Below are 14,517 nucleotides of genomic sequence, written 5' to 3' on the forward strand. Positions count from 1 at the left end.
TCTATGATATTATTTTTTGTAACATTGTTATACATATCATGACAGTGAAGCTATTGTATTTGCTTTCGCCAATCTGCAGATTAAAAGGTAAGGATTACTTAATGTATCGGCGTCTTATGTTTAATTTTTTGCAGTATATAGATACTGTATGTCTTTACAAAACTTCATCTACATCTAGATTTTTATCTAAATAAGCTGAACGCGCTTACAAAGCGTTACAAGACATCAAAAAATGCCAATACTCGACAAAGATAGTAAAAGACTAGCTAACTCTGGGATTCTTTGTCTTTTTTTCTGCTTGGTAAATTTCTTAAACATTTGCAGCGTAGGTTAGTTGCAATTAAAAGCAGCTGAATTTCGCTTGTCAAGCGTTTAAAACATAAAAAACGCCAATATTTTAAAGCGGATAATAACCACGGGGCTTCTTTTGCCTTTTTTTTCATTTGGTAAATTTCTTAATATTTATAGCTAAACGACAATCGTCATCCCGCTGCTTGTTAGCGGGATCTAGAGATACCGCGAATGAATCGCGGTATGACGGTTCGTGGCGGCATGACAATAAGCTCGTCATCCCGCTACGTGTTAGTGGCTGAGATACTGCGGCGGTATGACGTAGGATTGCTGTCATCCCGCTACTTGTTAGCGCCGCGGCGGCATGACGTCTTAACTATAGAAAACTTGTATAGATTTTTTCTACTTCTGTGATATCATAAGCCTGTAATGATAAAATAAGTAAATATGGATAAGTCAGCGTATGAGATCATAGAACATGAGTATGACGTGGTAGTAGTAGGTGCAGGTGGAGCAGGGCTCAGAGCAACGCTTGGGATGGCTGCAACTAATTTTTCAGTTGCCTGCATTTCTAAAATTTTCCCTACACGAAGTCATACAGTTGCAGCACAAGGCGGAATTAGTGCAGCTTTAGGTAATATCGGTGAAGACGATTGGCGCTGGCATGCATATGACACAATAAAAGGTTCAGACTGGCTTGGTGATCAAGATGCAATAGAATATATGTGTAAAAACGCTGCTAAAGCTGTTATTGAACTTGAAAATTTTGGCGTACCTTTTTCTCGCACAGAAGATGGCAAAATATACCAGCGTTCCTTTGGTGGAATGACAACTCACTTTGGTAAAGGAAAATCAGCGCAGCGCACTTGTGCGGCAGCAGATAAGACTGGGCACGCAATCCTTCACACTCTATATCAGCAGTGTCTTAAATTCAACGCTGAATTTTTTGTTGAATACTTTGTGATTGATTTAATTATGGATAGCGAAACATGCTGCGGAGTTCTTGCTTGGTCGCTATGCGACGGCACATTACATAGATTTCGTGCGCATAGAGTGGTGCTAGCAACAGGTGGATATGGACGTGTTTATTTCTCTGCAACAAGTGCGCATACCTGCACAGGTGATGGTAATGGCATGGTAGTAAGGGCTGGATTACCACTTGAAGATATGGAATTTGTACAATTTCATCCAACAGGAATATATGGCTCAGGGTGCTTGATGACAGAAGGATGCCGTGGTGAAGGGGGGTACCTCGTTAATTCTCAGGGCGAGAAGTTTATGGAACGTTACGCACCAAAAGCAAAAGATTTAGCTTCCCGTGATGTGGTAAGTCGCGCAATAACAATTGAAATTAGAGAGGGAAGGGGGGTTGGACCAAAAAAAGATCATATGTATTTAACTATAGCGCATCTTGATCCGGAAGTAATAAAACTCAGATTGCCGGGCATCAGCGAAACCGCAAGAACTTTTGCTGGACTTGATGTCACTAAAGATCCAATACCGGTCATTCCGACTGTTCACTATAACATGGGTGGCATTCCAACCAATTATTATGGAGAAGTGATCACGCTGAAGCAAGGTAAGGAAGAGGTAGTAGATGGACTATTTGCAATTGGAGAAGCTGCGTGTGTCTCTGTGCACGGTGCAAATCGACTTGGCTCTAACTCGCTTCTTGATCTTGTGGTTTTTGGTAGAGCTGCAGCGCTCAGAGCAAAAGAGAAGCTAAAGTCCGGTACACCACATAAAAAATTGCATTCAGACTGCACAGACTGGATAGTAGATAGATTTAATAAAATGCGATTTGCTTCCGGTGGGCTAAAAGTAGCAAAAATACGCGGTGAAATGCAGAACACTATGCAAAAATACGCATCAGTTTTCCGTGTTGCTGAAGTTTTAGAAGAAGGCAAAAAAGCTATAAAAAAGGTAGCAAAAATGATGCCTGATATTTCACTTGAGGATCGCAGTATGATGTGGAACAGTGATTTAGTTGAAGCGCTGGAGCTTGCTAACATGATCCCACAAGCGGTTATTACCATGGAATGCGCAGCTAATCGCGAGGAAAGCAGAGGTGCACATGCTCGTGAAGACTTTCCTGAACGTGATGACAAAAACTGGATGAAGCACACTATAGCGTGGCTTGAAGAAAAGAAAGGGCAAATTAACGTAAAAATTGATTATAAAAAAGTGGCTGAAAAAACTCTGAGCGGTGAGATTGATTTCATAGCGCCAGAGAAGAGGGTTTATTAGTCAGCCCATCTAGCTTATTCATGAATTGACGTAGTATTGATACATCGCTCATTTTAGTAGCTGGGTTTTCTGTATGCTCTGATTGATCTGATGCTCTAGCATTAAGAGCATTTTCTAACTTTAAGTAAATAGGGTAACACATTGCACAAACCGCTATGGTCACCGATAAAGCGGCTGCAGCTATCATGTTTCCTGCTAAAGCACTAAATACTGTTGCAAAAATTAAACCTCCGAGTATCCATTTTACTGGAAGACTTATATTCTTACGAGCATTCTTCTTAGAAAAATGCTCTTCAAGTTCTTCTTGTGTTTCTGGGTCAGGGCTAACACCTGTTATATCTTTGATTCTTTTTGTAGTCTGATAATATTTTTGCTTACGATGCTCTTTAGGTATTGTTATATGGTCACTTTTATTCTCAGCACCATTTTGTAACAATTCTGCACAAAATTCAGCAGTATAATAATGTTTTGTGGGCCTTGATCTAACCCACCTAGAAAAGTCTTTTAACTTACTAGGTATCTTCTCTGTTTGTCTAATTAAAGCAACTTGCGCTGGATATTTATCATCTTTATTTTGAGCGTTTATAGCCTTATGCAATTTTTCTGAAGATATTACTCCTTTTTTTTCAAAATCTAATATTAACTTCAAATATTTGATTTTATATTCTCCTTTAAGTAAAGCAATGTGGTGTAAGGCATTATTTTTATTTGCACCTTCAAGGCTAATGTTCGCCCCCTCTTGCAATAGTTCTTTAAAAAGTTCTTTATCATTATTTTTAATTGCTAAATGTAACGGATAATCACTATTACTATTTGGAGTGTTTACAGTATGTGCCACAATTTCTTTAACTTTTGCTTCTGTCTTGATTTTTATTTCCTGCTTTAGCTCAGCCTTTTTAGCTAATTTCTTTAAAAATTTACAATAGTATTCATTTTGCCCCTTAGACAATTTTTTTAAGCTTTCCTCAGGTAATTCTAACTGATCATGGCTGGCTCCATGCTCTAACAATTTTGTAAGAAACTTAAGTGTGTTATCGTTATCTTGGATTGTGTGAGACTCATGTTTTTCTTTTGTTATCTTGTTAATTAGTGCCACCTGAAGAGGGGTCTGATTTTCACTATTAATGAGTTGTGCTAGATCTTTCTTGGTGACCGTTTTTATTAGAATACCTAGAAACTTGCGTTTCTGTTTCTTTTCCAACGATACGATAAGGTGTAAAATATTGTTTCCTTTTTCATCTTTTATGCTGCTAATATCCGTACAATCTTTTAGATATTTTTCAAATTTCCTGTTATTTCCATTTTTGATCGCTTTTAGTAATAGAGCATTGCTATTTGTTATTTCGTTGCTTTTCTCTACTTCTTGATCTTCATTTGCTGTATTAGGGTTACTGATTGAATGTTTCTCATAATCATCACCAGCATCGCTACTGTAGTCACTTTCAATTCCACTGTCCCTACGATCATTTTGGTTACAATATTTGCTATTATAAGTAATTTCTGAAATTGCTTGCTTTACTCGCTCTTTTGTTTCATTTGATATTTTTTTCGATCGTTCTATTGCTTTATCTAGCACTGGAAGGAAGCATTGGACATAATACCTATAATATTTTTCTTGTTCTCTAAGTGATTCTTCTAATTTAGTTAATACTTCAGGACTAGCATCTTTTTCAAATAACCTTTTACACTTCTTGAGGGTTCCATCTTGACCTCTTGGTTTTTCACGCTTGTGTTCTTCTTTTTTTACCTTTCTCTCTATAATGCCATACAATTGCTCGTCTTTTCTATCCTGCTCTTGCTTTTTATTTTTATCTATGCATTCACCTAATTTATCTGCATTAGTAGTTAGTGCAGTTATATCTATACCCATACTAAAACCTCAATATTAAAAGCTATTTAAGTTGTCAGCACTAAACTAACAACCAAGAAGTTTGACTTTTAAATTGAGCTAAACGTTGTATATGTGATCAAAATATAGGTGGAAAGGCAGAAAATTAATTTCTGTGAGAAAATTTGCCGTCATAGTTAAACCTCACTTGAACAGTTGCTACTATTTTAACCATTTAATCTTAAAAAATAATAAATATAGCTAAACTGTGAAATGTGCTATTGGCTAAAATAGGATAAGAAACTATAGCTGCAAATATCCAAATTGATGTTTTTATCAGTCTTCCAGACTTGGTTTTTCTTTTAGTTTTTTAAGTCTTTCTTTATTTAGTATGGAGCTTGTCTCTTCTACACTTTTATCAATATCATCATTGATTATTACATAATCATATTTATCACGTTTGCTTATCTCTTTTTGAGCTTCGGCTAATCTGCGCTCTATTTCGCTTGCATCATCACTATTACGCTTTTGCAAACGCAACCTAAGCTCTTCCATTGAAGGGGGAAGTATAAAAACACTCACAACTTTTTTTCTCATGAGCTTGAATAAGTGAAATGCTCCTTGCCAGTCTATGCTGAGTAAAACGCTTATTCCACTGCTCAGGTTTTGCTCTATAAAATCTCTTGGTATACCATAAAAATTCTCAAAAACTTTGGCGTATTCAAGCATTTGGCCAGCTTTGCATAACTCGTGAAATTTTTCTTCGGTAACGAAAAAATAGTCTTTTCCATTTATTTCGCCGGGGCGAGGCTTGCGTGTAGTCATAGAAACAGACCTAACTAAATTAGTTGATTGCTCAAGTAATTTTGCTGATATAGTAGTTTTTCCAGCTCCAGAAGGGGAGGATAGAACCAATAATACGCCCTCACTTTTTACGGTCATTTTTCTTTGCATTTTTTAACATGGTGCTTTTTGGATCAGAGTTTAAAAAGCTAGAACCTTCTAAATTAGAATTTGATAAGTTGGTGCCAATGAGAGAAGAGTTATCAAAGACAGTATAGCGCAAATCGGTTTTTTCAAAATTTGCCTTATTCAAATTAACGTTTACAAACTTTGCTCTACTCAATGTTGAATTAGAAAAATCGGCATTTTCTAAATTCATATTCTTAAATTCAAAGTCAGAATAATTTACATTAAATTTTTCACCCTGTGATATTTTCTCTTGCAAATCTCCAATTGAAGTTATAGCATTTTCTAACCCTGCAAGTTTTTTCTGTCCTTGATTGTCAATCAAAATCGAATTATCAAACTTGCAATCTGTTAAATGAACATCAGCAACTGAACTTTTATATATGCTTGAAGAGTGAAAAGACATATCACTAATTGTTGCATTACTCAAATTGCTAAGAAAAAAACTAGTTTTCCTAAAGGCATTAGCGTGAAGCAAAGAAGATCTGAAATCGCTTTCAATAAAATTTGAATTAGTTACTTTTAAATTGGACCAACTCGAATTATCAGCTAATAAATTAAAGAATGTTGAATTTTCTATTTCACTGGAATCAATATTATGGCGAGAAAGTGTACTGTTATAAACTTGAGAGTCTTGGATTTTTATCTTATACATTGAAGTTGTAGAAAGGTCTGAATCTTCTATCTTCACATAGGTGAATAGTGAATGGTCAAAAAATGAGCCATTCATGTTAGAATTTGCAACTTTAGTATTATGAAACTTTCCGTGACGAATGTCAGCATTAGAGACATTAACTTGATGCAGTTCACTAAAACTAAAATCAATATTGGATAAATCAGCATCATGAAGATTTGCTTCAGAAACATATGCATGTTTTATCTTGGAACCATTTAGTATAGATTGAACAAAACTTGAATTATCGTCATTCACATAGGAAATTTGTGTGTTGCTTAAATCAGTTTCGTCGAAGTTACTGTTAATTATGATAGAAGAATTAAGGCAAGCATCGGAAAGATTGCTACCTGTAAAGTCTGATTCTTTTAACTCTGCACCATATATGTTAGCATTTTTTAATGAAGAAAATTGTATCTTTAATTTATATGCATCCACTCCAAAGAAACTTGCATTATCAAGGTTGTTTTTCTGCATAACAGTATCGTTTATTTCACTATCACTAAAATTTACGTGGCTAACATTCGAGTTTGATAAGTTGGAGAAATTCATTTTCACATTCGAGAAATTAGTATGCAAACCAATTACGTTGTGCATACTTACTTTTTTGAGATCGGAACTGATAAAATCAGCATAACTAACATTAGACTGATCAAATACGATATCTGTTAAGTTTGCAGAAACAAATTTTGTAAAACTCAAATTTGTACCTTTTATTTTAATGCCATGTAAATTAGCATTGGAAAAATTAGCACCACGTAAATCAACATCAATGAAAGACACATCGGATAAATCGGTGTTAGAAAAATCGGCACCAATCAGACTTACTCCATCAAAAACAGATTTACTTAGGTACAGTTGGTTAAAATTAGCTCCATTTAAGTTAGAACCAAAACCTTTCTTAAAATCTTCTGGCACGCCCTCTTTGTGGCACTGCACCAAAAATTCAGCAAAGTCTTTTTTACTGTAAGATACGTATTTTGCATCACGCAAAGCGTTTAAAAAATCACTAATCTGATTTTTTTCATCATTTGTTTCGTTTCCATAACATAAATGACCAACTAAAATTAATATCAAAAATCTAATCATCTTGCTTATCGCACTGTATTTCTTTCGTTTTCACAGCCCAATCGTACATTGCTGAGCTTTCTTTATTGTCTATTTTTCTATCCTCCAAAAGATGTGGCATCATTTCGGCAATCGCATTTATTATATTGATCTGCTTTTTTTCGATTGCTATATCAATTGGGGATTGAAAATTATTGTTAACTACTCTAAGATCAGCACCTTGTAATAAGAGAAAGCGCACTATGTCTACCTCACCTTGTTTAACTGAATAAATGAGAGGAGTATCACCCAATTTATTTCTAAACCTTAGTATCTCTTGAATTGTTAATCCAATTTTTTCTAGCTTACTTATTACTCCTCTTAAGCAAGTTAAGTTGTTCTTCTTAATGCAGTAAAAAAATTGCTTACTGTAATCATCAATAAACACAGTTGTAGGAAGATGCTCATTAAGGCTATCATATTGTCGTTTATATATTGACTTGCTTTGTATGTCTTTATGACCCCATTCTTTTATTGGTTCTCTGTTTAGCTTTGTCCATTTTTGTAAACTTTTCTTTTCACTTTGCTCTTCTTCATCTTTTTTAGTTATAGGTTTTACTCTATTGCGGTCCTTGGAATTACTGTTTGTTTCTTTCACTTTTTTTTCTTCAGACTGATTCTCTACTTTTTCTTTTTTTCCCTCTAATAATTGACTCGCATCACTTTTTGAAAGTTCATTATCTTTTATATCAATCTTCTGATCAGCTTGTAGATTTTTTTGCGGGTTAGCTGTATTCTCATTTAAATCAGCACTTAAAGGCAAAGGCTCTGGTTTCAAATCTTTATTCACTTCTTTATTGGCCACATTTGGTAAATTTTGAGCAAATTTGTCTGTGCTTCCTTCTAGCTGGTCATTTGGCAAATCTTTATCAATCCTTTCACCTTCACTTATAGTTTTTTCAACCACGAAAGCTTTGTTCTCGTTGTGTTGCAGTTTCTCTTTATCGGTAGTGCCGTCTAATCTTTTGCTCTCAGCCTCTTGTGTTTGTTTAGCATCGACGTTGCTTTTTAACTCATCTTTTTGATTTGTGCTATCTTGCTTCCTTACACCTACATTTTCGTTTTTATGAACTGATTCAATTTTCTTTTCTTCAAGCTGCTCTACGGCAAACAGGATGGGTGATCCGAATACGACAGCTAATAATATAAAATATAAAATATTCTTCATAAATATCCCAAGCATAAGCTTAATTAAAATGATACTATAATCAAATGATTAATCTACAGTAAAAAATGCCTTAGGATTTAATTTATAAAAAAACAATAGATTTTTTGTATCTGTTCAGGGGCATCGCAAATATTGAAGCAAAGTGGTCAGTGCTTACTGTACGAACATTGTGGTTTGAGAGCAATCTCCGCTAGGGAGGATGTCATCCCAGTGCCCAGACACTGGGATCCAGAAAACTTAACTTTAAATAAGTGGCTGCATAATAAACTACACATTAAACCTAAAGTGCATTATATCGCCATCTTGCACGATATAATCTCTGCCTTCAAAGCGAATTTTTCCTGCGTCTTTGCAAGCTGATTCACTTCCATACTTTATGTAGTCTGCAAAGCTTATTGTCTCTGCTTTTATAAAGCCTTTCTCAAAATCAGTGTGGATTACACCTGCTGCTTTATCGGCTGTTGACCCTATTTTTACTGGCCATGCACGTGCTTCTTTGGGGCCCACAGTAAAGAAAGTTATCATACTCAGCACTTCATACATAATACGCGCTACTCCATCAAGGCCTGATTCTTGTAAGCCAAATTCTGATAAAAAACTCTGTTTTTCCTCTTCACTATCAAGATTTGCAATATCTGCTTCGAGTTTTGCTGAAATGCAATAAAATTTGCTTTTATTTTCCTCCGCCATCCTCTCTACCTTTTTAGATAATTCATTGCCAGTTATAACATTTGTATCTTCAACATTGCAAACGTACATAACGGGCTTTGTTGTCAGCAATTGAAGCAACTTCATCTCATCTTCATTGATATTCTCCAAACTTCTTGCAGGTTTACCTAATTTTAAAGTAGCTAATACCTCTTGCATTAATTCAAGTTGTCTCTTTAGCTCTTTATCACCTTGCTTTGCTTTCTTTTCCAATTGAGGAAGCCTTTTTTCTATGCTATCAATATCAGCTAGGATTAATTCCATTTCTACCACTTCAGCATCTGATATTGGATCTATTTTACTGTGTATATGGCTGATATCGTCATCCGTAAAGCACCTGAGCAGATGAACGATGGCATCAACTTCTCTGATATGGCTTAAAAATTTATTGCCAAGCCCTTCGCCTTTGCTCGCACCCTTTACCAGACCTGCAATATCTACAACTTCTAATTGGTTGTAGATTACCTTCTCTGAGCCTGCAATTGCTGCGATTTGTTTCAAACGTTGATCTTTTATCGAAATCTTGCCTATATTTGGCTCGATTGTGCAAAAAGGATAATTTGCAGCTTCGGCTGCACTTGACTCTGTAAGCGCATTAAATAAGGTTGATTTTCCTATGTTTGGTAACCCAACTATACCGCAGTTAAAACTCATATTTGCTATGTAAAATTATAACTATTGCATAATTTAAAAATTTCTGCTATACTTAATTAGTCGCTTATTGACAATTTTGTTGGTATAGTAATATATAGCTTAAATTAAGGTAAAACTATGACTACAGCTAAGAAACGGAAACTACCAAGTGACTTTCATGATGTTGAGGTTGGAATAAAAAGGCCCAGGATCTCAGGGCAAGAAATAACTCTTTTAAATAGTAACCCTTACCCTGACAATTTCTATGTAGGACAAGCAATTGGTAATGGAAGCTGTTTTTTTGACTCGTTCAGGCAAAGTCTAGAACAACAGACAGGAGAGCAAGTTACTGCCGAAAAATTAAGAAATGATTGTAGGGAATTTGCGCAAAAGAATCCACCAAAGTGGTTTACAAATGCAATTGTCAATAGTCATGATAACAATGGCCAGCACCGTAGTGAAACTGTAGATGATTATACAGCAGACATTATGCGTAACAGTAGGTGGGGTGATCCTGACGTTGAAGGCAGAATACTTTGTGAAAAGTATAAGGTAAAGCTACATGTTATAGAGAACCAGACTGTTGATAACCAAGATCTGTCTTTGCATGAATTAATAGACAATTCAGGTTCAAAAAGTGCAGGTGAATACAATAAAGTTGATTATGATGATAGTAGTACTGTGCATATAATAAACAAAGGCGGATTGCATTTCGAACCATTGCTTGATAGAAATAAAAGTTCAGCAAAACAACTGCAAGAGGAAACCAAACTTAAACAAGAGCAAGAAGATTTCCTATTAGCAAAAAAACTGCAGCTAGACGAGATCTTAGAATATTGTAACCTTTCAAAGGATATCTCTGAGAGAGCAGAGGTTGAAAAGGGATTTGATAAGTTATTGGCAGAAAATGCTGATGGAAAAATTGGTGATGTTGTAGGGCAGTGCGTTCGTGATATAAAGCAGCGCATAGAGCAGCAAAACCCTTCAAGTTTACTAAGATGTGGTACGGAATCGATGGCAGAACCATTTCATCAACAACGAGCACCACAACTTGTAAAATCTTAATAGCCCTGTATATTTTTATATAGGGCTTTTGCAAGCATTTCATATAATATGAACTTGCAGTACGTACTAACCTAAATGCAAGTTGACCATGAGACTAGTTTAATTATTGATGCCATAGAGGAATTTGGTGGTGAGGCTAGGCTTGTCGGCGGGTGTGTGAGAGACTCAATTTTGCAGCGTGATGTCCACGACATCGATTTAGCTACTAATTTGCTTCCCAATCAAACGATTAAAGCGCTAAAACTCCGTAATATAAAAACTATTCCAACTGGCTTAAAACATGGAACTATCACTGCGATTCTAAATCAGAGGTCTTTTGAAATTACGACACTAAGGCATGATGTGAAATGTGATGGTAGGCATGCAAAAGTAGAATTTACCAATAATTGGCAAGCGGATGCTTCAAGGCGCGACTTTACATTTAATGCTCTGTATGCAGATAAGCATGGCCATATATATGACTACTTTGGTGGTATAGAGGACTTAAAAGCGCGAAGGTTAAACTTTATAGGCAACGCTGAAGATAGAATTAAAGAAGACTATCTACGTATTCTAAGAGCTTTTCGTTTTCATGCAAAAATATGTGTCGGAGATTTGAGTGATGAAATACTAAGCGTATGCAAAAAGCATTCGCATATGATCCAAAACCTCTCTGGAGAGAGAATAAGAGATGAAATACTTAAATTGCTGGAGTGCAATGATCCTTTTCCAACACTTAAGAGCATGCAAGAATCTGATGTTTTGCAAAAGATTATCCCAAAAGAAGTAAAATGCGAAATTCTGTCTTCGCCACTTCTTTTGGGCACTGATGCACTAGTAAAATTAGCGTTACTCCTTAGGGCTACTAAAAAAAATGACAGGTTAAGTCTTGGAGAATATGTAAGCAAATTTTTACGTCTTTCGAACAAGCAAAAGAAAAAGCTGCTATTTTTACTATCCAACGATATCAAAACAGAACTCTCAGAAAAAGAGCAAAAAAAATACATATCTTTATTTGGTAGAGAATTATATTGTGATTTAGTGAAAATTTGTGGTGTTGAGTCTGGAGAAAATGTTGATGAATACATTTCATTTGCTAACACATTCAATATTCCAAAATTTCCTTTATCTGGCGATGATTTAATAAGTATAGGTCACCAGCCAGGAAAAAGTTTAGGTAGAAACTTGGAATTGCTAAAACAACATTGGGAAGATAGCTCCTACACTTTAACAAAAGAGGAGCTGGTGCTTTATGCTAAGAACCTATTCTAACTGCTTTCTGACTGTTCAATGAATGTATGCTTGCAATATTAGGGGAACTCATAGAGGAATTAGGTATATGTTCTTTTTTAGCTTTTTCTGTTAATTGATATTCGTTTACTCCTCCTTGAGTTTGATTACACATTCCCTGATCTGGAGATAAAAATTTATCTCTTATGCTTAATGCCAGTTGTAACTCTTGAATCTTATTTGAAAAACATTTCATTTTAGCCTCTGTTAATTTTCCTGTAACAATTTCTTTAAGCAATTCTCCTGAGTCGTTATTATTATTATTCTTGCTATTAAAGCTGTGCAAGATAGAGTCTACAATCTTATTTACCCCTTCTGGTTTGTTAAATTCTAATTTTTTTACGCATTTTCTAACAGAAGGTGACAACTTGGCTTTTAACGTGTCATCTCGTAGTTCTTTACCCATATTTTTTCCAATGTTACAATGTTCGTTGACAACTTCTTTAACCTTAGCTTCTATGATCTCCCTTGCGGATTGTTTCAAATTACTTTCTAATAATTCAAGCAGCTTACTGCTTTCAAATTTGCCATCATCTTGATTTGATAGAGACTTTATAGTTTCATTAAGCACGTTATGGCAAAAGTGTTTCTCTTTAAATTCAGGAAAACCTTTTTTTAACTCCTCGTTTTTCCCAGATAAAAAGTTATTGAGACCCTTATCCCTAGAAAGCTTATTGGGCAAGTTTCGTAATTTTGAAAGAGTTGATTTTGCAGTAGATACTGTACTCACTGCACCTGCCTTTTTAGCCAATTGACCTTCTTTTGCTTCCTGTAGTTTCTTAGTGTCAGCTTTCAATTGACCTTCTAAATCAATCTCCAATTGTTGTTTAGATTCTTGAACACTTTGTAATTGCTTCCCCAAGTTCTCCATTTCACCCAATTGAGCAGTCAATGTATTCACACTTAATCGTAGAGCTTTGTTTTCATGACCTAAGTCACTGACTTTATTTTCTAATTCAGTATTTTTGTCTTTAGCCTGACACAATTTATCAGTCTGTGATTTAAGTAAAGCCACTAATTTGCTAGCTTGCCATTGTTGATTCAATTCAATTAATTTATCCTCCTTGTCCTTTAACCTACTCTTAAGTTCTATTATTTGTGCTTGCAGACTTTCATTATCCTCTTCTTGTTCGCCTGCATCTTCTGTAAGTCCCTTATAACTCTTTTCAAGTCCTTCAATTGCAGATCGTAATTCTCTATTTTCTTCTTTTAAGGAAGCATTTTGTAAACGTTCAAGTTCTAATTCCTGATTTATGCCCTCCAGCTGTTCTTCTAATGCTTCATCATCTTCCTCTGTTATCAATGCTACTCCATCAGTCTGAACCCCTCCATCTTTGTTTATCACTACACTTTGGCTCTCTTTCTCTACAACTTCAGGTTTTAAGTCAACTTGAACACTTCCATCTATTGTCTTAAAAGCATCAGTTTGAACTTCATTGTTTGCAGTAGTTTTATCGTAGTACAAAATATTTTCTGCCCATCTATTCCATCTCTTGGGCAATATTCGTCCAATCGTTTTTAGATATAACCAAGCAAATACAGTAGACCAGCTGTATTTTTTTTCCTTATTATTAATATTTAGCATAAAATTACCTTATTTTTTAACTTTAATTTACAGAAAATTTTAATAGTAATAAAGTTATATATATTAGTATAAATGTTAAACAAATACTAACTCAGGTGTCAAATTATGGTAAAGTCTTTGCCCGCCTAATACACTTTAAGCAGAAATGTACATGTCTGCAAGTACAGCATTTGCTTTTTCTATCGCTCTTGCTAACACTCCCTGTTCATTGTTCTGATTTTTCACATTGATTACCTGAGCAGCCAAGTTTGCAGGAAAAGTGACCAAACTGACTTCCCATAATTCCACTTGTTTTAACACTCTAGCTCCACTTTTATGATCAACATCATACTCTATAGGTATATAGCCGATGGAAAGTCCGTTAATTGCCCCAGTTTTGAGCATCAAATACACTTCTTCTGCTTTCTGAATACCCAAAAGTAAATGTGCGGTTATATACAGGCCAACATCATTTTCATAAATATCTATGATACTACCTATAGGTTCGTCAGGATTATGCTGCCAAAGGAGTTTTATTTTATTTCTGTTTAAATTTTCCTTAAATGCTCCGGGCAATATCAGATCATTTTGTTTATCAACTATGTTAAAAACGCTCGCATAACCAGAAAATACACCGTTTTCTCCTATACTTTTTATTGACAATGGTGAATAGAGAAATTTCTTATTCATAAAGCCTCCTGTAGTATTGGGAATTTTGTTTCGCAATGCACTGCGATATAATTCTATTATATGCAGTGCTCTAAAAGGGGGAAGCACTTTCTTAGTTACTAAAAACGCTAAATTGTAATATGGTACAATGTTACAACGATGTCATGAAAGTAGCTGAAACTGGTTCCTTTATGACGGCAGTACCTTCTCCTGTCATCCGAGTAGCCTCCTTTTTTTGTCATCCCAGTGCTTGACACTGGGATGGCTTTGTTGCATCGCTACTTATGAAAGGCTAACTATAGTTAGGATTATAAGCAACCTATTGA

11 protein-coding genes are annotated in these 14,517 nt (G+C 35.2%); 3 read left to right on the top strand and 8 right to left on the bottom strand.

The features are described from left to right. The first annotated feature begins 738 nt into the window (after window positions 1-738). A complete protein-coding gene (gene sdhA / locus OZD64_RS05740) occupies window positions 739-2,538 on the top strand; it encodes a succinate dehydrogenase flavoprotein subunit (RefSeq protein ID WP_038198759.1) in 1,800 nt (599 codons plus the stop codon). Here the strand turns inward: sdhA and OZD64_RS05745 are convergent. The 6 genes from OZD64_RS05745 to ychF form a co-directional block, all read right to left on the bottom strand. Continuing rightward, window positions 2,510-4,408: an ankyrin repeat domain-containing protein gene (locus tag OZD64_RS05745; protein ID WP_038198760.1), complete on the bottom strand. Its 1,899-nt coding sequence runs from the start codon at window positions 4,406-4,408 to the stop codon at window positions 2,510-2,512. The two genes, sdhA and OZD64_RS05745, sit on opposite strands and share 29 nt — an antisense overlap. Window positions 4,409-4,702: 294 nt before the next feature. Beyond that, window positions 4,703-5,308: a guanylate kinase gene (gene gmk / locus OZD64_RS05750; RefSeq protein WP_038198779.1), complete on the bottom strand. Its 606-nt coding sequence runs from the start codon at window positions 5,306-5,308 to the stop codon at window positions 4,703-4,705. Then, window positions 5,292-7,097 (bottom strand): pentapeptide repeat-containing protein, encoded by a 1,806-nt coding sequence (locus OZD64_RS05755; protein WP_274999490.1) that lies wholly within the window; start codon window positions 7,095-7,097, stop codon window positions 5,292-5,294. Before OZD64_RS05755 ends, gmk begins: the two co-directional genes overlap by 17 nt. Beyond that, complete coding sequence (locus OZD64_RS05760) at window positions 7,090-8,283, bottom strand: ankyrin repeat domain-containing protein (protein WP_070356816.1); 1,194 nt, start codon at window positions 8,281-8,283, stop codon at window positions 7,090-7,092. Before OZD64_RS05760 ends, OZD64_RS05755 begins: the two co-directional genes overlap by 8 nt. Window positions 8,284-8,429: 146 nt before the next feature. Further along, on the bottom strand, window positions 8,430-8,558 hold the full coding sequence (locus tag OZD64_RS06755) for a hypothetical protein (RefSeq protein ID WP_348994354.1): 129 nt from the start codon (window positions 8,556-8,558) through the stop codon (window positions 8,430-8,432). Next, window positions 8,551-9,645, bottom strand: a complete 1,095-nt coding sequence (gene ychF / locus OZD64_RS05765) for a redox-regulated ATPase YchF (RefSeq protein WP_010962597.1) — start codon at window positions 9,643-9,645, stop codon at window positions 8,551-8,553. Before ychF ends, OZD64_RS06755 begins: the two co-directional genes overlap by 8 nt. A gap of 117 nt (window positions 9,646-9,762) precedes the next feature. Between ychF and OZD64_RS05770 the strand changes: the two genes are divergently transcribed. Both OZD64_RS05770 and OZD64_RS05775 read left to right on the top strand, forming a co-directional pair. After that, window positions 9,763-10,689 carry an OTU domain-containing protein gene (locus OZD64_RS05770; RefSeq protein ID WP_274999493.1) on the top strand — a complete coding sequence of 309 codons (927 nt, stop codon included), beginning with the start codon at window positions 9,763-9,765 and terminating at the stop codon, window positions 10,687-10,689. Window positions 10,690-10,764: 75 nt separating this feature from the next. Then, the gene (locus OZD64_RS05775) at window positions 10,765-11,940 is read left to right on the top strand and encodes a CCA tRNA nucleotidyltransferase (protein WP_274999494.1); all 1,176 of its coding nucleotides are present in this window, start codon (window positions 10,765-10,767) and stop codon (window positions 11,938-11,940) included. On the opposite strand, the gene OZD64_RS05780 is transcribed toward OZD64_RS05775, so the two are convergent. Continuing rightward, window positions 11,924-13,543, bottom strand: a complete 1,620-nt coding sequence (locus tag OZD64_RS05780) for a coiled-coil domain-containing protein (protein WP_274999495.1) — start codon at window positions 13,541-13,543, stop codon at window positions 11,924-11,926. The two genes, OZD64_RS05775 and OZD64_RS05780, sit on opposite strands and share 17 nt — an antisense overlap. 135 nt (window positions 13,544-13,678) lie before the next feature. Beyond that, window positions 13,679-14,212: an HK97 family phage prohead protease gene (locus OZD64_RS05785; RefSeq protein ID WP_070357044.1), complete on the bottom strand. Its 534-nt coding sequence runs from the start codon at window positions 14,210-14,212 to the stop codon at window positions 13,679-13,681. Between the last annotated feature and the right edge of the window lie 305 nt (window positions 14,213-14,517).

Source organism: Wolbachia endosymbiont of Drosophila tristis (assembly GCF_028981745.1).
GTDB classification, from domain to species: domain Bacteria; phylum Pseudomonadota; class Alphaproteobacteria; order Rickettsiales; family Anaplasmataceae; genus Wolbachia; species Wolbachia pipientis.